Source organism: Azospirillum sp. P4_B5, from assembly GCF_056402275.1.
On the sequence record NZ_JBFUHT010000028.1, the window covers coordinates 16,005 to 34,682 of the forward strand.

General features: G+C 69.9%; 21 protein-coding genes. 7 read left to right on the forward strand and 14 right to left on the reverse strand.

From position 1 onward, the window contains the following. Positions 1-3 precede the first annotated feature (3 nt). Entirely contained in the window at positions 4-897 is an 894-nt protein-coding gene (gene prs, locus AC1DVI_RS20630) for a ribose-phosphate diphosphokinase (RefSeq protein WP_476959564.1), read from the reverse strand. A gap of 204 nt (positions 898-1,101) precedes the next feature. Here prs and AC1DVI_RS20635 point away from each other — a divergent pair, with 204 nt between their 5' ends. Then, positions 1,102-1,986: a GGDEF domain-containing response regulator gene (locus tag AC1DVI_RS20635; RefSeq protein WP_476959565.1), complete on the forward strand. Its 885-nt coding sequence runs from the start codon at positions 1,102-1,104 to the stop codon at positions 1,984-1,986. 67 nt (positions 1,987-2,053) lie between these two features. After that, positions 2,054-2,605 carry an NUDIX hydrolase gene (locus tag AC1DVI_RS20640; protein ID WP_476959566.1) on the forward strand — a complete coding sequence of 184 codons (552 nt, stop codon included), beginning with the start codon at positions 2,054-2,056 and terminating at the stop codon, positions 2,603-2,605. Between the two features lie 16 nt (positions 2,606-2,621). On the opposite strand, the gene AC1DVI_RS20645 is transcribed toward AC1DVI_RS20640, so the two are convergent. Together AC1DVI_RS20645 and AC1DVI_RS20650 are read right to left on the reverse strand one after the other, a co-directional pair. Continuing rightward, complete coding sequence (locus AC1DVI_RS20645; RefSeq protein ID WP_149166447.1) at positions 2,622-3,218, reverse strand: hypothetical protein; 597 nt, start codon at positions 3,216-3,218, stop codon at positions 2,622-2,624. A 68-nt stretch (positions 3,219-3,286) separates the two neighbouring features. Further along, positions 3,287-3,766: a hypothetical protein gene (locus AC1DVI_RS20650; RefSeq protein ID WP_476959567.1), complete on the reverse strand. Its 480-nt coding sequence runs from the start codon at positions 3,764-3,766 to the stop codon at positions 3,287-3,289. A 262-nt stretch (positions 3,767-4,028) separates the two neighbouring features. Here AC1DVI_RS20650 and AC1DVI_RS20655 point away from each other — a divergent pair, with 262 nt between their 5' ends. Next, on the forward strand, positions 4,029-4,439 hold the full coding sequence (locus AC1DVI_RS20655) for a hypothetical protein (protein ID WP_476959568.1): 411 nt from the start codon (positions 4,029-4,031) through the stop codon (positions 4,437-4,439). 82 nt (positions 4,440-4,521) lie between these two features. Here the strand turns inward: AC1DVI_RS20655 and AC1DVI_RS20660 are convergent, their stop codons facing one another. The 4 genes from AC1DVI_RS20660 to AC1DVI_RS20675 form a co-directional block, all read right to left on the reverse strand. After that, a complete protein-coding gene (locus AC1DVI_RS20660; protein WP_014240078.1) occupies positions 4,522-5,598 on the reverse strand; it encodes a BMP family ABC transporter substrate-binding protein in 1,077 nt (358 codons plus the stop codon). A 79-nt stretch (positions 5,599-5,677) separates the two neighbouring features. After that, the gene (locus tag AC1DVI_RS20665; RefSeq protein ID WP_476959569.1) at positions 5,678-6,610 is read right to left on the reverse strand and encodes an ABC transporter permease; all 933 of its coding nucleotides are present in this window, start codon (positions 6,608-6,610) and stop codon (positions 5,678-5,680) included. Continuing rightward, on the reverse strand, positions 6,607-7,698 hold the full coding sequence (locus AC1DVI_RS20670; protein WP_476959570.1) for an ABC transporter permease: 1,092 nt from the start codon (positions 7,696-7,698) through the stop codon (positions 6,607-6,609). The genes AC1DVI_RS20665 and AC1DVI_RS20670 overlap by 4 nt, the downstream gene beginning before the upstream one ends. Positions 7,699-7,846: 148 nt before the next feature. Then, positions 7,847-9,382, reverse strand: a complete 1,536-nt coding sequence (locus AC1DVI_RS20675) for an ABC transporter ATP-binding protein (RefSeq protein ID WP_476959571.1) — start codon at positions 9,380-9,382, stop codon at positions 7,847-7,849. Between the two features lie 331 nt (positions 9,383-9,713). Between AC1DVI_RS20675 and AC1DVI_RS20680 the strand changes: the two genes are divergently transcribed. From AC1DVI_RS20680 to AC1DVI_RS20690, 3 genes are all read left to right on the forward strand, one after another. Continuing rightward, complete coding sequence (locus AC1DVI_RS20680) at positions 9,714-10,127, forward strand: GreA/GreB family elongation factor (protein WP_476959572.1); 414 nt, start codon at positions 9,714-9,716, stop codon at positions 10,125-10,127. 157 nt (positions 10,128-10,284) lie between these two features. Further along, a complete protein-coding gene (ygfZ, locus tag AC1DVI_RS20685; RefSeq protein WP_476959573.1) occupies positions 10,285-11,190 on the forward strand; it encodes a CAF17-like 4Fe-4S cluster assembly/insertion protein YgfZ in 906 nt (301 codons plus the stop codon). A gap of 160 nt (positions 11,191-11,350) precedes the next feature. Beyond that, complete coding sequence (locus AC1DVI_RS20690; protein WP_476959574.1) at positions 11,351-11,971, forward strand: PRC-barrel domain-containing protein; 621 nt, start codon at positions 11,351-11,353, stop codon at positions 11,969-11,971. Positions 11,972-12,055: 84 nt separating this feature from the next. Here AC1DVI_RS20690 and AC1DVI_RS20695 read toward each other — a convergent pair whose 3' ends face one another. From AC1DVI_RS20695 to AC1DVI_RS20710, 4 genes are all read right to left on the reverse strand, one after another. Next, entirely contained in the window at positions 12,056-12,469 is a 414-nt protein-coding gene (locus AC1DVI_RS20695; protein ID WP_476959575.1) for a COG4315 family predicted lipoprotein, read from the reverse strand. Between the two features lie 101 nt (positions 12,470-12,570). Continuing rightward, positions 12,571-13,269 (reverse strand): ATP12 family chaperone protein, encoded by a 699-nt coding sequence (locus tag AC1DVI_RS20700; RefSeq protein WP_014240068.1) that lies wholly within the window; start codon positions 13,267-13,269, stop codon positions 12,571-12,573. Between the two features lie 21 nt (positions 13,270-13,290). After that, complete coding sequence (locus AC1DVI_RS20705; protein WP_476959576.1) at positions 13,291-13,980, reverse strand: HAD-IA family hydrolase; 690 nt, start codon at positions 13,978-13,980, stop codon at positions 13,291-13,293. A gap of 63 nt (positions 13,981-14,043) precedes the next feature. Beyond that, complete coding sequence (locus AC1DVI_RS20710; RefSeq protein WP_476959577.1) at positions 14,044-15,279, reverse strand: benzoate/H(+) symporter BenE family transporter; 1,236 nt, start codon at positions 15,277-15,279, stop codon at positions 14,044-14,046. Between the two features lie 83 nt (positions 15,280-15,362). On the opposite strand from AC1DVI_RS20710, the gene AC1DVI_RS20715 reads away from it, so the two are divergent. Further along, on the forward strand, positions 15,363-16,052 hold the full coding sequence (locus tag AC1DVI_RS20715) for a GntR family transcriptional regulator (protein WP_476959578.1): 690 nt from the start codon (positions 15,363-15,365) through the stop codon (positions 16,050-16,052). 144 nt (positions 16,053-16,196) lie between these two features. Here AC1DVI_RS20715 and AC1DVI_RS20720 read toward each other — a convergent pair whose 3' ends face one another. From AC1DVI_RS20720 to AC1DVI_RS20730, 3 genes are all read right to left on the reverse strand, one after another. After that, entirely contained in the window at positions 16,197-17,216 is a 1,020-nt protein-coding gene (locus AC1DVI_RS20720; protein WP_035672869.1) for an RluA family pseudouridine synthase, read from the reverse strand. Then, on the reverse strand, positions 17,216-17,617 hold the full coding sequence (crcB, locus tag AC1DVI_RS20725; RefSeq protein WP_476959579.1) for a fluoride efflux transporter CrcB: 402 nt from the start codon (positions 17,615-17,617) through the stop codon (positions 17,216-17,218). Before crcB ends, AC1DVI_RS20720 begins: the two co-directional genes overlap by 1 nt. A gap of 67 nt (positions 17,618-17,684) precedes the next feature. Then, on the reverse strand, positions 17,685-18,596 hold the full coding sequence (locus AC1DVI_RS20730; RefSeq protein WP_476959580.1) for a hypothetical protein: 912 nt from the start codon (positions 18,594-18,596) through the stop codon (positions 17,685-17,687). Positions 18,597-18,678 lie beyond the last annotated feature (82 nt).

An 18,678-nucleotide genomic window follows, 5' to 3' on the forward strand; every position in this document is an offset into this window, starting at 1 on the left:
CCGTCAACAGGGGGCTGCCAGCGCGTCGGCGATCAGCCGGGCGAGCGGCAGGGCGTTGCTGGGGTGCGGAACCCCGTCGCAGGACAGCGGCGTGCCCAGCCCTTCCGCCTCGAAGCGGGCGGCCACCGCGGCGTCGAACAGGGCGTGGACTCCGAACACCCGGACCGACGCCGCCCCTGCCGCCCGCGCCGCCCGTGCGCAGGAGAAGATGGTCTCGCCGGAGCTGATGACGTCGTCGACGATCACCACGGGCCGCCCGGCCAGCGGCGCGTCGGCGGGCAGCGTCACCGTCACGTCGCGGTCGCCGCGCCGCTCCTTTCGCCCGACCAGGGCGGTGAGGCCGAGCGGCCCGGCCACCGCCTCGACCAGCGGGGCGGCCTCCTCGTCCGGACCGACGATCACCGCGTCGGGCGCCGTCCGGTCACCGCGCAGCCGCTCGGCGATGGCCCCGGCGCCGCTGAGGCAGACGGAGGGACGCCCGACGAACACCTCGTCCAGCGTGTGGGTGCGGTGCAGGTGCGGCTCGACGCAGACGAAGCGGTCGAACAGCCGGCCCAGCCAGTCCCCCACCACCGCCTGGCTGATCGGTTCGCCGGGGCGGAACACCGCGTCCTGGCGCATGTAGGCCATGTAGGGGGCGACGAGGCACAGCTCCGTGGCGCCCTGGCGGCGCAGAACGGAGGCGGCCAGAGTCAGCTCCACCAGCTTGTCGTTCGGACGGTCGAGCGAACGGTAGACCACGGCCCGCTCCACCGGTTCGGGCAGACGGACGAGGCTTTCCCCGTCGGGAAAGCGATGCAGTTCGGCGATGTGGCAGGGAACGTTCAGTGCCTCGGCCAGACGCCGCGCGCCGTCCGCCGATTCCGAAAATCCATAGACGCCCGTATAGCGGGCCATGCTGTCCCCTCTGCGTTGCGCGCCCGGACATGGGCGCCCCGTTCGGCCCGTACTATGCCGCAAGGGCCGCATGGGGGCGACCACGACCTTAGGCGCAACGTTACCGAGAAGGCGATAGGACGGCAGGGGCAGGCGCCTGAAAATGACGCCGCAGACGTCCGCTGCTCATTGACCGCAGACAAAGGGATGAGGCAGTTTCCCGCCATGCGCGTGCTCATTGCCGACGATACGGTCCTGATGCGCACCATGCTCTCGGAGCAGGTGGCGTCCTACGGGCATGAGGTGATCCTGGCCAAGGACGGTCGGGAAGCGCTGGAGCGTGCCCAGGCCGAACCCTTCGACATCGCCATCATCGATTGGGAGATGCCATGGCTGTCGGGGCTGGAAGTGTGCTGGCACCTGAAGGCCGATCCGCGCACCGCCTACAGCTACCTGATCCTGATGACGTCCCATGACGAACCCTTCTATGAGATGGAGGCGCTGGACGCCGGGGCGGACGACTTCATCCACAAGCCGGTCAACCGCGCCCACCTGAAGGCGCGGCTGAAGGCGGGCGGCCGCATCACCGAGATGCACCGGCTGCTGGCTGCCCAGGCGCAGACCGACCCGCTGACCGGCGTCGCCAACCGGCGCGCCCTTCTGGAACGTGCGGACGAGGAGATCCGGCGGGCGCTAAGGTCGCGGCAGCCGCTGTCCCTGCTGATCGCCGACATCGACCATTTCAAGCGCATCAACGACACCCGCGGCCACGCCGCCGGCGACGAGGCCTTGCAGCGCTTCGTCCGGACGCTGGACGGCGCCCTGCGCCCCGGCGACCTGATCGGGCGCTACGGTGGGGAGGAGTTCGTGGTTCTGCTCCCCAACACCGCTCTGGCGGATGCGTCGGTCGTGGCGGAGCGCTTGCGCCAGCGTGTCGCCGCGCAGGAAATGGGGCCGAACGGCGATTCGTTCCGCATGACCGCCAGCTTCGGCGTCGCTCCTGTGGCGCCGGGCGCTCCCGGTGGCATCGACGACGCGCTCCGAGTGGCCGACGCCGCGCTGTATCGGGCGAAGGCCGAAGGGCGCAACCGCGTGGTCCCCGCTCCCTAGTCCGTTCACACCCTGCCCCGCCCACCCGTCTCCGGCAGCGTAGCCAACGGGATGCGGGGGGAAGGCGATGCGCCATGTCCATGTGGCGTTTCTGGAGGGGACGAAGGTCCTGATCGTCCGGCGGCGCGAGGTCAGCGGTTGGTGGGGCCGCGGCCCGGCGGAGCCGCGGGTCGTCGACGCCGCGGGCCAATGGGCGGTTCCCGGCGGCGGTTACGAGAGCGTCACCAGCCCGCTCGCAGCACTCCAGCGCCTGTTCCACGAGCAGACCGGCCTCGCCTTCCCCGATTGCCGGGCGGCGCAGCCATGGCGTCCCACCTCGCGGAGCTTCACGCTGTATTTCGTCCCGGTGACCGGTCTGGAGTCCCTGGCCTCCTCGATCACGCTGCGGGTCGCGCAATCCGCCGTCACGCCCGGGCGCCCGGCGGGCGGTGCCATCGTGAACTGGGAGTTGTCCTCCGCCCACGTCGTGCCGCTCGCCAAGGTGGTCGCCCATCTGGGGGTGCGGCAGCCGGTTTCGCACGAGAACCAGCTCGCCATCACCCGGCAGGCGATGCGCACACCATCCTCCCAATCGATCGAGCGCTACGCGACCATGGCCGCGATCATCGCCCTGCAATGAGGCCCTGCTGGTGGCCTCAGCCCTTGCCCTCTCCGGGCGGGGTGCGGACGGCGGTGGCCGCGAGATACTGGGCCGCCGTGCGCAGCAGGAACTCCGCCACCGCCATGTCGCCGAGGTCGCGGTCCGGGCCGCCCAGCCGGTGGCGGCGATCGGCGTCGATCAGGCCGGTGGCGATCACCTGCGCGGTCAGCCATGCCCGCTGGTCGGCGTCCGGCACGCCGGCCATCCGCTCCAGCATCTCGTTGCAGGCGTCGTCGATCGTCCCCAGGCCCGGCCGGTCGGACGACAGGTAGCTGGTTTCGTTCTGAGGCGCCGGTTCCCCGACGTAGGAGCGGGCAAGCAACGCCGTCTCCAGGGTCAGGCGGAAAGCGGTGCGGCGCGGCCGCCCCTTCCGCCGCAGCCGCAGCGCCATCATGGTGAAGAGCTGGGCCACCGCCTCCACCCTTTCCGCCGGCACCTCGTCGAGGATGTCGACGATCTCGGCGCTGACGGCGTTGCGCGGCGCCTTCTCGCCGGGCCGCACCACCGCGGTGGCGAAGACGGCGATCAGGGTGCGCAGGGCGTCGGCCTGCTCCACGGGAGAGATCCGGCCGATCTGGGCGGGGTCGAACATGGGGGCGCTCCGCTCTGGCTGAGAGGGATGGACAACTCCTCCCAGCAATGTTGGAACGCGAGGGGCGGTCAGGAATCCCCCTCCTTCGGGTCGATGGTCTCCGCCCGTCGGCTGATCAGCTGGTATAGCCCCAGCCCCAGCACCATGAAGACGATGACCATCAGGAGGATGGCCGGATACACCATGTCGCTCATGTCCGAGGTCCGGGCCTCGAACACCAGCACCAGCCCTTCCAGGCTGGCGGCGATGATGATGGTGGTCAGGAACTTGGTCAGGGTGCGGCGGGCCTCGTCGGCGTGCCGCAACTCACGGTCGTGCTCCAGTTCCTCCTCATAGAGGTACTTGGCGATCTCGAAGACGGCGATGGCCAGCACGATCATGCCCACGCCGTCCAGCAGTCCGTGCGTCGTCGCCTCGATGTCGAGGAGCAGAAGGCTGTGAAACACCGCATAGGCGGCCACGCCGATGAACACCAGGGCGAACAGCATCAACACCCCGGTCGCCAGGAAATAGATGACCTGCGACGCCTTCCGGAATCCGTTCCCCACGATGCCTTTCCCTTTCCGACGCGAGAGCCTGTCCTGCGGCTGTCAACGCATCGTCCCGGCTTTCGGACCGCTTCCTTGCGGGTCACCCCGGAAGGGAGTGTGGAACCGGCGGCCCGGCCCGCGTGTTTGGAGTCAGGCAGCACAGGGGATTGTGCCTCCTCGACAGGCTCCGCCGCGCTCCCTGAAGCGGCGGAGCCTTTCTTTTCCAGCCCCTTGCGTTTATGGCTGCGGTGCCGGACCACGCCGACCACGGAACCGCCCCATGCCCGCAACCCTGCCCCTTTCCGCCGAAGCCCTGCACGCCCTGCTGGACCGCTACCTGCGCTGCCCGTCCGAGCCGCTGCGCGGCGAACTGAACGAGGCTTTGACCGCCTTCCAGACGGCCTGGATACACGCCCGCGCCGGGCAGGACGCCCCGACGGCGCCCCAGCCCGCCCCTGCCGCGCCCAACCGTGCCCCGGCGAAGCCGAAATTCCCGATCGCCGCCGCCGATCTGGCGGTGCTGGAAAGGATGGCCGAAGGCTGGGTCCCCACCGCGGCGGAGGTTCCCCGCTGGGTCTGGTTCGAAAACCGGGAACTGGTGACGATGGAGCCCAACCCCGCCGGCAGCGGACCGGAGGTGATGCGCCTCGCCCCCGCCGGCTGGGCCGCGCTGGGCCGCCAGCCGGGCTGAGGACCGGCCGTCAAAAGAAGCGGTCAACAAAAAAGGGAGGCCGAAGCCTCCCCTTTTTTCCCTCTCGGCGACCGGTCCCGGCTTACTTCGGAACCTTGCCCTGCACGCCCTCGACGTACCAGTCCATCTTCAGGATCTGCTCGTCGGTGGCCTGCTTGCCCTCGGCGATCACGACCTTGCCGGACTGGTCCTTCACCGGGCCTTGGAAGGAGTGGCGCTTGCCTTCCATGATGTCGGTGCGGGTCTTCTCGGCCGCCGCGACGACGTCCGCCGGGAGCGCCGGGTTGTACGGGGCCAGGAACAGCATGTGGTCCTTGAAGCCGCCCCAGGTGTCCTGCGACTTCCAGGAGCCGTCCAGAGCCGCCTTGACGCGGTTCACGTAATACTCGCGCCAGTCGTCCACGATGGCGGTCAGGTGCGCCTTCGGGCCGAAGCGGGTCATGTCCGACGATTGGCCGAACACCCACAGGCCGCGCTCCTGCGCGACCTGGATGGCCGCCGGGCTGTCGGTGTGCAGCGAGATCACGTCGGCGCCCTGGTCGATCAGCGCCTTGGCGGCCTCGGCTTCCTTGCCGGGATCGTACCAGCTGTTCACCCAGACCACGCGCACCTCGGCCTTCGGGTTCACCTCGCGCATAGCGATGGTGAAGGCGTTGATGCCGCTGACCACCTCGGGAATCGGGAAGGAACCGATGTAGCCGATGATGTTCGACTTGGTCATCTTGCCGGCGATCTGGCCGATGACCGTGCGGGCCTCGTAGAAGCGCGCGGAATAGGTGGCGACGTTGGCCGAGCGCTTGTAGCCGGTGGCGTGCTCGAACTTCACGTCGGGGTGGCGCTGCGCGACCTTCAGCGTCGGGTTCATGAAGCCGAAGGAGGTCGTGAAGATCAGCTTGTGGCCGGAGGAGGCGAGCTGCTCGATCACGCGCTCGGCGTCGGCGCCCTCGGGCACGTTCTCGACGAAGGTGGTGGTGACCTTGTCGCCCAGCTCCTTCTCCACAGCCAGACGGCCCTGGTCGTGCTGGTAGCTGTAGCCGTGGTCGCTGATCGGACCGACATAGACGAAGCCGACCTTCATCTTCTCCTGCGCGTCGGCCGCGCCGACGCCCAACGCCAGCATGGCGGCGCCGGTGGCCAGACCCATCAGGGCCTTGCCCATGGTCCTTCTGTTCACGTGTTTGCTCCCTGATCCAATTGATTGAGCACGAACGTAAGACTTGCCGATATCCCGGCGCCCGTCAGGCGTCCGGATGGAAGACCTTCCCGAGGCTGGCCGGCGCGTTCAGCCGGATTCGGGCGACATCCCGTGAAATCACCACCAGGACGATGACGGTAGCCAGATAAGGCAGCATCGACAAGAGTTGTGACGGAATGTCGATTCCCAGCCCCTGGACGTGGAGCTGCGCGATGGTCACCCCACCGAACAGCCACGCGCCGAGTAGCACGCGACCGGGCTTCCAGGTGGCGAAGACCACCAGAGCCAGCGCGATCCAGCCGCGCCCGGAGGAGATGCCCTCCGCCCACATCGGCGTGTAGTCGAGCGAGAGAAAGGCCCCGCCCATGCCGCTCATCGCACCGCCGAACAGCACGGCGAGGAAACGGATTCGGATGACCTTGTAGCCGAGCGCGTGGGCGGCCGCGTGGTTCTCGCCCACCGCGCGCAGGATCAGCCCCTTGCGCGTGGCGTAGAGGAACCAGTGCACCGCCGGCACCGCCGCCAACGCCAGATAGACCAGCGCGTCCTGCCCGAACAGCGCCTTGCCGATCACCGGCAGGTCGGTCAGTCCGGGGATGTAGAGTTCCGGCACATCGGCGATGGGGATGCCGACGAAGCCCTGCCCGATCAGCGCCGACAGGCCGACGCCGAACAGCGTCAGCGCCAGCCCGGTCGCCACCTGGTTGGCGAGCAGAAGCAGGGTCAGCAGGCCGAACAGCGCCGCCATGCCCGCCCCCGCCGCCGCACCGGCGACGAAGCCCAGCGTGGAGCTGCCGGTCTGGACCGCCACGGCGAAGCCGCAGACGGCCCCCACCAGCATCATGCCCTCGACGCCCAGGTTCAGGACTCCGGACTTCTCCACCACCAGTTCGCCCAGAGCGGCGAACAGCAGCGGCGTGGCGGCGGCCAGCATGGCCGCGAGGATCGGGCCGAGAAGGGCCAGTTCGGCGCTCATGCCGCGGCCCTCCCCACGACAGCCCGTTTCGCGCCGAAGCGCACGCGGTAGCGGATCAGCACGTCGGTCGCCAGCAGGAAGAACAGCAGCATGCCCTGGAACACGCCGGTGATGGCCTTGGGCAAGCCCAGCGCGATCTGCGCCGCCTCGCCGCCGATGAAGGACAGCGCCATCAGGAAGCCGGCCAGCAGGATGCCCACCGGGTGCAGCCGCCCCAGGAAGGCGACGATGATGGCGGTGTAGCCGTAGCCGGGGGAGATGGTCGGGTTCATCTGGCCGATCGGCCCGGCGACCTCGCCCAGACCGGCCAGACCGGCCAGCGCGCCGGACAGCAGCAGCGTCAGCCAGATGATCTTCTTCTGATTGAAGCCGGCGTAGCCCGCCGCCGTCGGGGTCAGGCCGATGACCTTGATCTGGAAGCCGATGAAGGTGCGCGCCATCAGGAACCAGCCCAATCCCACCGCGAGCAGGGCGAACAGCGACCCCAGATGCACGCGCGTCCCGGCGACCAGCAGCGGCAGCACCGCGTCGGCCTCGAACAGGCGGGATTCCGGGAAGGCGAAGCCGTCCGGGTCGCGGTAGGGGCCGTGCATCAGGTAGTTCAGCAGATGCAGCGCCACATAGTTCAGCATCAGGCTGGTCAGGATCTCGCTGGCGTTGAAGCGCACCCGCAGGAAGGCGGGGATCGCCGCCCACAGGGCGCCGCCGGCCATGCCCGCGACGATCATCAGCGGCAGCAGCCACCAGCCGCCCTCGCCGTAGAAGGCCAGCGCCAGCCCGCCGCCGGTGATGGCGCCGAGCGTGAGCTGGCCCTCGGCCCCGATGTTCCAGACGTTGGCGCGGAAGCCGATGGCGAGGCCGATGGCGCAGAGCACCAAGGGTGTCGCCTTGACCGCCAGCTCACCCAAGCCGCGCAGCGACAGCAGCGGCGCGATGAAGAAGGCATGCAGCGCCTTCACCGGGTCGAAGCCCATGGCCCAGAACAGCAGGAAGCCGCTGACGAGCGTGAGCGCGACCGCCAGCAGCGGCGTGGCGTAGACCATCGCGCGCGACGCCTCGCCGCGGGGTTCGAGACGGAGGAGGGTCATGCCCGAGCCTTACCGAGGATTGCCCCCTCTCCCCTCTGGGGAGAGGGTTGGGGTGAGGGGGTTGCGCAGGGCGCGGCGTTCGGCGAAAGGGCATCCCCCTCACCCTTCCCTCTCCCCAGAGGGGAGAGGGTATGAAGCGTCGGTCCCATCACTCCTCATCCTCGTCGGGCGGGTGGTTGAACAGGCCGCCCATCAGCAGGCCGATCTCCTCCACGCTGGTGTGGTGGGTGGGGCGGCTTTCAGACAAATGGCCGTGGAACAGCACGGCGATGCGGTCGCTCAGCACGAACAGCTCGTCCAGGTCCTGGCTGATCACCAGGACGGCCGCACCCGCCCGTGCGAGGTCGATCAGCGCCCGGTGGATCGCCGCCGCGGCACCCGCGTCCACGCCCCAGGTCGGCTGGCCGACCACCAGCAGGCGCGGCTTCTGCAGGATCTCGCGGCCGATGATGAATTTCTGGAGGTTGCCGCCCGACAGCGACCGCGCCTCCGCCCGGTGGCCGTGGGTGACCACGTTGAAGGCGCCGATGATCCGCTCGGCGTAGGAGCGTGCGCGCCCGAAATGCACCAGCCCGCTGCGCACCAGCGGCTCGCGGGCGTAGCCGGACAGCAGCGCGTTCTCCGACAGGCTCAACTCCGGCACGGCGCCGCGGCCCAGCCGCTCCTCCGGCACGAAGGCGAGGCCGAGCAGGCGCCGCTCGCGCGGGCCGAGATGCCCGGCGGGCCGCCCCTCGATGGCGACCGAGGCCGGATCCGGCACCAGAGCCTCGCCGCTCAGCGCGGCCATCAGCTCCGCCTGGCCGTTGCCGGCGACGCCCGCGATGCCCAGGATCTCGCCGGCCCGCACCTCGAAGGACACGTCCTTCAGGTTGGTGGAGAATGGGTTGTCGGAGGTGGTGGAGAGATGCCGCACCTGGAGCTTCGGCGCCCCGGCCGCCGCCTGCGGCAGCCGTTCCGGGGTGGACAGCTCGGTGCCGATCATCATCTCGGCGAGGCTGCGCGCCGTCTCCCGGCGCGGGTCGCAGCTCCCCACGACGCGCCCGCCGCGCAGCACCGTTGCGGTGTCGCAGAGCGCGCGGATCTCTTCCAGCTTGTGGCTGATGTAGAGGATCGTGCAGCCCTCCGCCGCCAGACGGCGCAGAGTCTCGAACAGGCGGGTCGCCTCCTGCGGCGTCAGGACCGAGGTCGGCTCGTCCATGATCAGCAGCTTGGGGTCCTGGAGCAGGCAGCGCACGATCTCCACCCGCTGCCGCTCGCCGACCGACAGGGTGTGGACGTGGCGGCGCGGGTCCAGCGACAGGCCGTAGCGTTCCGACACCTCGGCGATGCGCGCCGACAGCGCGTCCATCGGGCCGGGCTGGTCGAGGCCGAGCGAGATGTTCTCGGCGACCGTCAGCGTGTCGAACAGGGAGAAATGCTGGAACACCATCCCGATGCCCAGCCGGCGCGCGCCTGCCGGGTCGGGGATGTGCGTGTCATGCCCGTTCCATCGGATCCGGCCGGCGTCGGCGTGGAGCACGCCGTAGATGATCTTCACCAGCGTCGACTTGCCGGCGCCGTTCTCGCCCAGCAGCGCGTGGATCTCGCCCGGCCGGAGGACGAGATCGACCTGATCGTTCGCCAGGCAGCCCGGAAAGCGCTTGGTGATGCCGCGCAGTTCGAGCCGGTGCGGAGGAGATGACACGGATGGGAAATCCAAGGAGACGAACCGGGTAGGGGTGAAGTCGGCAGGGCATTGCCAAAGCCATGCCACTTTCGGAGAGTCTTGCCCGTCAAAGCTGTTCGCCGTCAACAGGGGAAGCGGTTGCCCAGCCTGCGGTCATTCGCCCCGTTTCAGGTGCCCCGTTCCAGGCGCCCGGGCAGCCCAACAAAGCGGCAGATGACCCAACAAATCAGCAGTTGCTTCGCACACGGACAGATGCCACGCCGCCGCACGGTTGACAAGAGGCCGCCGTCGTCATCAGCTATGGAAAGGGCCGCCATTTCCGGCGGCCTTTGCTTATGGAGCTTTTGGAATGAACCGCAAGTCGATGCTCGGCGATCCGCCGCCGATCCGGATCACCCCCCAGGATCTCGGGCGTCTCGACGTCCTTCTCGCCCATCTCAGCCGGCCCGCTGGTGTCATCGACTTCCTCCAGCGCGAGGTCGACCGCGCCGATGTCGCGGACCCTCCCGACGGCGGCGGCGGCGGCACGCCCTTCGTCCGGCTCGGCAGCCGGGTCACCTTCGCGGACGACCGGGGCACGCGGCACACCGCCACACTCATCACACCGGACGAAGCGGCTAGGCGCCAGGACGGCATCTCGATCCTGACCCCGGTGGGCGCCGCCCTGCTCGGCCTGTCCGAGGGGCAATCCATCGCCTACGGCACGCTCGACGGCCGCACCAAGTCGGTGCAGGTCCTGCGGATCGAACCTCCAGCCGCCTGACGGCCTATCTGAAGGTTTATCGACCACGGCTTGCACCGTGGCGCGTCCGCGGAAAAGGCGGACGCGCCATGCAAGGGCACAGCCCTCGCCACCCTTGCCTCCCCTGCCCCCTTCGCCCAACTATCGGGGACTTGGACGGGACAATCGGAGCAAGGGCATGACGGCGGAACAGGCGAGCTACGCAATCCTGGAGGACCGGGGCGTCATCGCGGTCGCGGGCGAGGACCGGGCGGCCTTCCTGCAAGGGTTGGTATCCAACGACGTGCGCCGCGTCGCAGCGGACCGCGCCGTCTACGCCCTGTTCCTGACCCCCCAAGGCAAGTTCCTGCACGACTTCCGCATCGCCGAATCGGACGGCGCCCTTCTGCTCGACCCCGAGACGGACCGGCGCGAGGAATTCCTGCGCCGCCTGAAGATGTACAAGCTGCGCTCCAAGATCACGCTGGAGGACCGGGCCGGCGCCCTGGTGGCCGTCGTCCTGTTCGGCGGCGACGCCCTCGCCCGGCTGGGCCTGCCGGAGGAGGCCGGCGCCGCGGCCCCCTTCGCGGGCGGCGTCGCCTTCACCGACCCGCGCCTGCCGGCGCTGGGCGCCCGCGCCTTCCTGCCGCGCGATGGCGCCGCGGCGGCGCTGGAGGCGGCGGGTTTCGTTCCGCGCGGCGCGGAGGACTACGACCGGCTGCGCCTTTCGCTGGGCGTTCCGGAGGGCAGCCGCGACCTCACGCCGGACAAGGCGCTGCCCCTGGAGAACGATCTGGACGACCTCAACGCCATCTCCTGGGACAAGGGCTGCTACATGGGGCAGGAACTGACCGCCCGCACCAAGTACCGCGCCCTGATCAAGAAGAAGCTGTTCCCGGTGACGCTGGACGGCCCCCTGCCCACCCCCGGCACACCGGTGACGCTCGAGGGCAAGGAGGTCGGCGAGATTCGCAGCGGCCATGGCTCGACGGCGCTTGCCTTGTTGCGGCTGGAAGACCTCACCCGTGCGGGGCAAGACGGATTGGTCTTGACAGCCGGAGAGGCTACAGTCACGCCGGCAAAGCCAGTCTGGGCAAGCTTTTGAGTTCTTCGTCACTTTTATTCCCGAAACTTGCACGGACTAGCCGAAAGATTTTTCCGATTTCCCGCGTGACCATTCCCTCCGAGCCCCTGTTGTCGTTGTGCCTTGCCGAGACAAACCAAGGCACTCAACCGACACGCCGAAACACGGAGAGGAGTGAGTTATGCGGAGGGAAATCATCGCGGCTGCGTCCGTCCTGGCGCTGATGACCGGCACGGCGATGGCGCAGACGACGTCACCGTCCACCGGCAGCCCCGCCACCGGCGCCCCGACCGCGACCGAGATGAACAAAAGCGGCAGCGCCCCGGGTAGCGCTGCGACCGGCAGCGCCACGACCGGCAGCGCCTCCGGCCTGACCGGCGGCACGCTCGCCAGCGCCGAGAACATGATGGGCAAGAACGTCTACGGCACCGACAACGAGAAGGTCGGCGAGGTCGAGGACATCATCCTCGACAGCAACGGCCAAGCCCAGCAGCTCGTGATCTCCTCGGGCGGCTTCCTCGGCATCGGCGAGAAGCAGATCGCCGTGGACATCGGCAACGCCAACTGGGACGCCCAGCAGGAGCGCGTCCAGCTCTCGGGCATGACCCGCGATCAGGTGAAGGAAATGCCGGAGTTCGAATACTCCGACACCACCACCTCGCTGAACCGCAACAAGGACAAGGCCGGCGACACGGTGAACGGCGCGGCGAGCCGCTCCTCCACCGGGACCTCCGGCACCATGACCGCTCCGGGCGGCGCCACCGGCACCCCGCCGGTCGCTCCGTCGGGCACCGGCCAGTAACAGCCGGCCAATCGCCGACGTTACCGTCACGAAAAGCCCCCGCGGCCCAGCGCCGCGGGGGCTTTTCCCTGTTCGAAGCCGCCGTTACGGGCGGGCGACGTGCCAGACGTTGTTCACCCCGTCGCCGGTGGTGTCGCCCGGCTTGCCGTCCTTGGCCCAGCCGTAGAGCGGCTTGCCCTTGTAGGCCCACTGCATGGAACCGTCGTCGCGGGTGACGACCGTATAGTCGCCCATCGCCTTGGCGCCCGCCGGCGCCATCAGCGGCGGCCAGTTGGTGGCGCACTGCCCGTTGCAGGCGGACTTGCCGCCCGCATCGCGGTCAAAGACATACAGCGTCATGCCCTTGCTGTCGGTCAGCACAGGGCCGCCGGCCGACTGGCCGGTCTTGGCCGGCATGGCGCCCTGAGCGAAGGCGGAGGGCGCGAAGGCGGACGGCGCCGCGAGGCCGAGCGCCAGCGCAATCGCCGCGACGGCGGTGAAGCGGGTGAAGCGGTGCATGGACGGAACCTCCCTGTCGTGACGGGGCGGGTGATTGGACCCGGCCCTCACTGACAGGACGCCCGCCGCGCCGCTTTATTCCGTCCCCATCCGAAGGATGATCAGGCCCGCAGCAGATCGACGAAGCGGCGGCAGGCGGCGATGTCAACGCGCAGGGCGGCGCGGCGCTTGGTCGCCTCCGGATCCTCGCCCCAGGCTTCGATCTGGAAGGTCTCGTCGAGCTGCGACACCTCGAACGCCTCCTCGGCGTCGATGCGCCCCTCGACCAGCGCCAGCGCGACGATCAGCGAGCCGCAGGAACCGGTCGCGGTCTGGAGCGCCGACAGCGTCCAGTCGTCGTAGGCCTCCACCGCGTTGCGCAGGGCGCGCAGCGCCTCGGGCGGCTGCGGCTTGGGCATCAACCCGGCGTTGACGTGCAGCGGTGCGTCGTAGCGCAGCGTCGCCCAGTCGAGCAGCGGCTGCCAGCGCTGCGCCTGCCGCTCCACCAGGTTCCGGGGGTGCTCCGCGCGGTAGCAGAGCAGGTCCGTCTCCGCATAGGCGGCCACGCCGTCGACGATGGCGGCCCGGCCCTTGCCGATCAGGTCAACCGCCGTGCTGGCGAGCTGCATCAGCGGCATGCTGTCCGGAGCGATGTCCTCGGGCTGGGCGTCCCATTCGGCGGCGACGGCCTGGGCCAGCGGCCAGCTCGCGAAGACCAGCGGCGCCTTGGCCGGGCTGCGGATCGGGCGGTTGTCCAGGCGCACCTCGAAGCCGCCGCCGGCGGCCTCGTCGACGGAGGCGGTCTTGTAGAAGCGCTTCATCAGGGTCCTTCGAAGTCTCTCTTAACGGTGCAACAGGTCCAGCACGGCGCCGGCCAACGCGCGCCCGCGATGGACGATGCGGTCGGCCCCGGCGCCCTCCAGTTCGGCCACCGCGTGATAGCCCCAGGAGACGCCGACCGACGCGACCCGCGCGTTGCGGGCCATCCGAATGTCGTAAGTGGTGTCGCCGATCACAACCGTCCGCGCCGCGTCCACCCCGGTTTCGGCCAGCGCGCGATAGACCATGTCGGGATGCGGCTTGCCGGGGCCGATGTCACTGGTCTGGAGCGTGACGAAGCGCTCGGTCAACCCGTGATGGGCCAGCACCGCATCCAGCCCGCGCCGCGACTTGCCGGTCGCCACGCCGAGCAGAACGCCTTCCGCCTCCAGCGCGTCCAGCGTGTCGCGCAGGCCGGGGAACAACGGCTCGTGCAGGTCGCCGCGGTGGCGCAGCGCCGCGAAGGCGTCCTTGTAGCTTTCCGCGATGGCCACATGGCGGTCGGTGTCGAGGTCCGGAAGCAGTTGCGACACCGCCTGCACCAGCGGCAGCCCGACCATGCGGCGCACCTCCAGCGGGTCCGGCTCACCCAGCCCGTGGGCGGCCCAAGCGGTGGTCATGGCGTCGATGATGGCGAACTGGCTGTCCACCAGCGTGCCGTCGCAATCGAACAGGGCCAGCCGCAGGGGACGGGCATTCTCTGAGTTGCTCACGGGCATCGCCTCCGGGACGCGGGTCGTACCGGACTTATGCGGCCCATACCGGCAAAGCGCAACTCACTTTGCCGGCTGCGACACCGAAGGGCGCCAATGGAGCAAATGGACCGCGCCGCCCAGCAGCAGCCCCCAGAAGGCCGAGCCCACCCCGGCGAAGGACAGGCCGGAGGCGGTGACCAGCATGGTGACCAGGGCGGCGGTGCGGTTCGCCTCCACCTGCACGGCGCCCATCAGGGCGGCGCCGAAGGCCCCGACCAGGGCCAACCCGGCCACCGCCTCGATCAGGATCGGCGGGGAACGGGTGACCATCACCGCCGTCACCCCGGCCAGCCCGGCGAACAGGATGTAGCCGATGCCGCCGACGAAGGCGGCCTGCCAGCGCCGTGCCGGGTTGGGGTCGGCGTCCGGGCTGGCGCAGAGCGCCGCGGTGATCGCCGCGAGGTTGACGGTCGGAGCACCGCCCAGCGCCGTCAGGGCGGAGGCCGCCCCCGTCACCAGGAAGATCGGGCGGGTCGGCGGCGCGTAGTTGTAGGTTGCCAGAACGGCGAGGCCGGGGATGTTCTGCGAGGCCATGGTGACGACGAACAGCGGCAGCGCGATGCCGACCATCGCCTCCCAGGTGAAGACCGGCTGGACGAAGGTCACGCCCGGCCACAGCGCACCGGACAGCGCCGCCCCGCCGGCCAAACCGCCGGCCAAACCGCCGGAAGAGTCCAGCGCCATCGCCCCCAGCGCCACCGCCACCGCGGCGGGCACGGCGTAGAGCCGCGCCACCCGCCCCACCACCGCCCAGGTCGCCAGCACCAGCAGCGCCATCCCCGGCGCCTGCGACACCGCCAGGAAGGGGGCCAGGCACAGCTTCAGCAGGATGCCCGCCAGCATGCCGTTGGCCAGCGGCTTGGGGATCGCTGCGATCCAGCGGCCGAGCGGCGCCCACAGCCCGGCCAGGACGATCAGCACCCCGGTCACCGCGAAGGCCCCCACCGCGGCGGCGAAGCCGCCTTCCACCGCTCCGGTGGCGGCGAGCAGCGCCATGCCCGGCGTCGTCCAGGCAATGCTGATCGGCTTGCGCCGGTAAAGGCTGAGGCCCATCGCCGTCAGCCCCATGGCGAAGCCCAGCAGGACGAGGCCCGACACCACCTGCTCCGTGCTGGCGCCCACCGCGGTCAGGCCATGAATGACCACCGCCACCGAACTGGCGTAACCGACCAGGGCCGCCAGCAGGCCGGCGCCGACCGCGCGCAGGGAAAGCCCCGTCGAAAGGCCCGCTGCCGGGACGGTGTCGGAAGAGGACATGACTTGGGACCCTCCATCGGGCGTGCAGGACGATGAGACTGGTGATAGATTGGATCCAATATCCTGGCAAGGGGAGATCACGCATGACGGTCAACGACGGGCTGTCGCGCCTCGTGGCGCGCGCGCAGCCGCGCCACCGCACCACCACGGAGTTCGTGGAGGCGACGCTGCGCGAGGCGATCCTCAGCGGGGTCATTGCTCCGGGCACGCCACTGCGACAGGAGGAACTGGCGGAGACCTTCGGGGTCAGCCGCATGCCGGTGCGCGAGGCGCTGCGCCAGTTGGAGGCGCGGGCGCTGGCCGAGTTCCACCCCCACCGCGGGGCGGTCGTCGCGGAAATTTCGGCGGCGGACGGCGCCGACATCGGGGCGATCCGCATGGCGCTGGAACCGATGGCGCTGCGCCTGTCGCTGCCCGGCCTGACGGCGGCGGACCTCGATCAGGCGGAGGAACTGATCGCCGAGATGGATGGCGAGGCCGATCCGGGACGCATGGGGGAGCTGAACCGGCGCTTCCACATGACGCTTTACGCGCGGGCCGGGCGGCCCCGTCTGCTGGCGCTGACGGAGCAGCATCTGCTGGCCGCCGACCGCTACCTGCGCTTCCAGTTCGCGGCGCTGGGCTATCGGCCGCGGTCGCAGGACGAGCACCGCGCGCTGCTGGCCGCCTGCCGGGCGGGGGACGCGGATGCGGCCTGCCGGCTCGTCGAAGAGCATGTCGGACAGGCGGCGGAGCAGCTCACGGCGTTTCTGGAGGGGCGCGAGGCGGGGTGAAAGCGTGCTTTCGATGGAAACGATTCACCACGAAGACACGAAGGCACAAAGAATTTCACGAAGACGTCCCCACGGGGAGGCGTCCGGCCGTCACTCCGAACGCCTTTGTGAATCTTCGTGCCTTTGTGGTGAAAAACCCAGCTTCTACTCGACCCCCTCGAACGGGTCGCCCTTCAGGCTGGCGCTGAAGCCCAGATACTTCCAGGTCGTCAGCATGTGGTCGGGCAGCGGCGCCGTCACGTCGATCATCCGGTTGCCGCCGCGCGGGTGCGGCAGGATCAGGCGGCGGGCGTGCAGATGCAGCTTCTTCTGGACCTCGGCGCCCGGCAGATAGGCCCCCTGCCCGGCGTATTTGCCGTCGCCCAGGATCGGCGTGCCGATGGCGTTCATGTGGACGCGGAGCTGGTGGGTGCGCCCCGTGCGCGGCCACATGGCGACGAAGGCCGCCTGCTTGCCCAGATTCTCCAGCACCGAATAGTAGGTGACGGCGCGCTTGCCGTCGTCCTCGTCGCCGGCCACCCGCTCGCCCTGCGGCCCGCCTTCCTTGGCCAGCGCGAGGTCGATCTTGCCCTGGTAGGGCTTCGGCACGCCGACCGTGGCGGCCCAGTAGATCTTGCGCACGTCGCGGCCGCGGAACTGCTCCGTCAGCTTGGACGCCGCGAAGGTGTTGCGCGCCAGCAGCAGGACGCCCGAGGTGTCCTTGTCCAGCCGGTGCACCAGCTTCGGCCGCTCCTTCGCGTCGAAGCGCAGGGCGTCCAGCATGGCGTCGAGATGCTTGGTGGTGTTGGTGCCGCCCTGAACGGCGAGGCCCGCCGGCTTGTTCAGCGCGATGACGTCGCCGTCCTTGAAGAGAACCAGCGCCTGGAGCGCCGCGATGTCCTTGTCCGACATGGCCGGCTTCTTCGGCGCGGGGGCCGCGGCGGCGCCCTCCGGCTTGGCCCAGTCGGCCAGCGGCGGGATGCGGATGGACTGGCCGGCGGCGAGCCGCGTCGAGGTCTCCGCCCGCTTGCCGTCCACGCGGATCTGGCCGGTGCGCAGCAGCTTCTGCAGGTAGCCGTGCCCCACGTCGGGGAAATGGCGCTTGAACCAGCGGTCGAGGCGGACATCGGCCTCGTCGGACGTCACGGTCCGGGTTTCCACGCTGGGGGTTTTGTTCTCACTCATCAAACGGGCACCGAAACAAGAGAACGCACGACCGCGAGGCCGGCAAAGAAACCCGCGATGGTCAGCACCATCGAGGCCAGGATGTAACCCGCCGCCGCCGGCAGGGCGTTCCGCTCCACCAGCACCCCGACGTCGAGCGTGAAGGAGGAGAAGGTCGTGAATCCCCCCAGCACCCCGACCATCAGCAGCGCCCGCAGCTCCGGCGAGGGCGACCACACCAGCGCGGCCAGCTCCGCCAGCGCGCCCATGGTGAAGCAGCCGACAGCGTTCACGGCCAGCGTCCCGTAGGGAAACTGCGTGCCCAACCAATGGCCGACCGCCGTCATCAGCAGATAGCGCGCCATGGAACCGACGGCCCCACCGACGGCGACCGCGGCGAGCGTGGACGGTGATGCGATCACGGAACCTCCGGAACGGACGGGACGACAGGCATCCCGCGCGGATTAGAGCCAGAATTGCGGCGGCTTGTCACGCGCCGGGCGCAGCACCCCCCGTATTCCGGTCGCCCACCCCGAAGATCCAGCCCTCCTGCCGCCGCGCCCGCGCGTCCATGGCCGGCGGGCTCCACACCGCCGGCCGCCCGGCCAGCCAGCGCAGCCCCGCCGCGGAGACCAGCGCGTCGGCGTCATGGTCGGTTACCGCCCCGGACAGGCCGGCGGGCGGCGCGCCGAGGACGGCCAGCGCGGCGTCGACCGCCGCCCCGTCGCGGATCTTGCGCAGCCCGAAGCCGGCGCGGATGAGGAACAGGCGCGGGTAGATCTCGCAGAAGACGGTGCGCCCCGGACCCGGCGCGTCAAAGGGCCAGACAGCCACCCGCTCCGGTGCCGCCCGCTTCAGGGCGCGCAGCATCCGCATCCCGGCCAGCCCGCCCTTCCCCACCTGCTTGGCGCCGATCAGCTTGTAAGGGCTCTGCGGGCTGCCGTAGCCGTCGGCGCGGCACACCCGCTCGGTCAGCCGGTGCGGGTCGCGGTACCAGTCCGGCTGCGTCCCGGCGCGCCAGAAATCCGTCCCATAGTCCGGATGCGCCGCGAAGCTGCCCCCGGCGAAGTCGGGCTCCGCCCCGGCCACCGCCTCCACCCGGTCCCACAGGTCGAAGGCCGTCGCCGCGTCGGGGTCGGGGAAGTAGCGACCGGCCACATCGAAGGGCAGCGAGAAGGCGCAGTCGATCCCGATCAGCGCCGGCCCCCGCCCCAGCCCGTCGAGCAGCCAATCGTACACGGTGGTGCGCGACCATTGCCGCTCGGTGGGCGCGACGATCCGGGGCGGCCCCTCCGCGCCGCATTCCGCGACGGCGACGCCGGCGTAGCGCTTGCCCACGGCGCCCGACCAGTCGATGGCGACGAAGCGCGTGAAGGCCGGAACCACGTCCCCCGTCGTCATGCCCGATCGCCCCGATCCAATTTCACCAAGCTGAAAACCGAACGTCCAACAATCAGCGCAGGATCATTGCACTTGGAGTGCC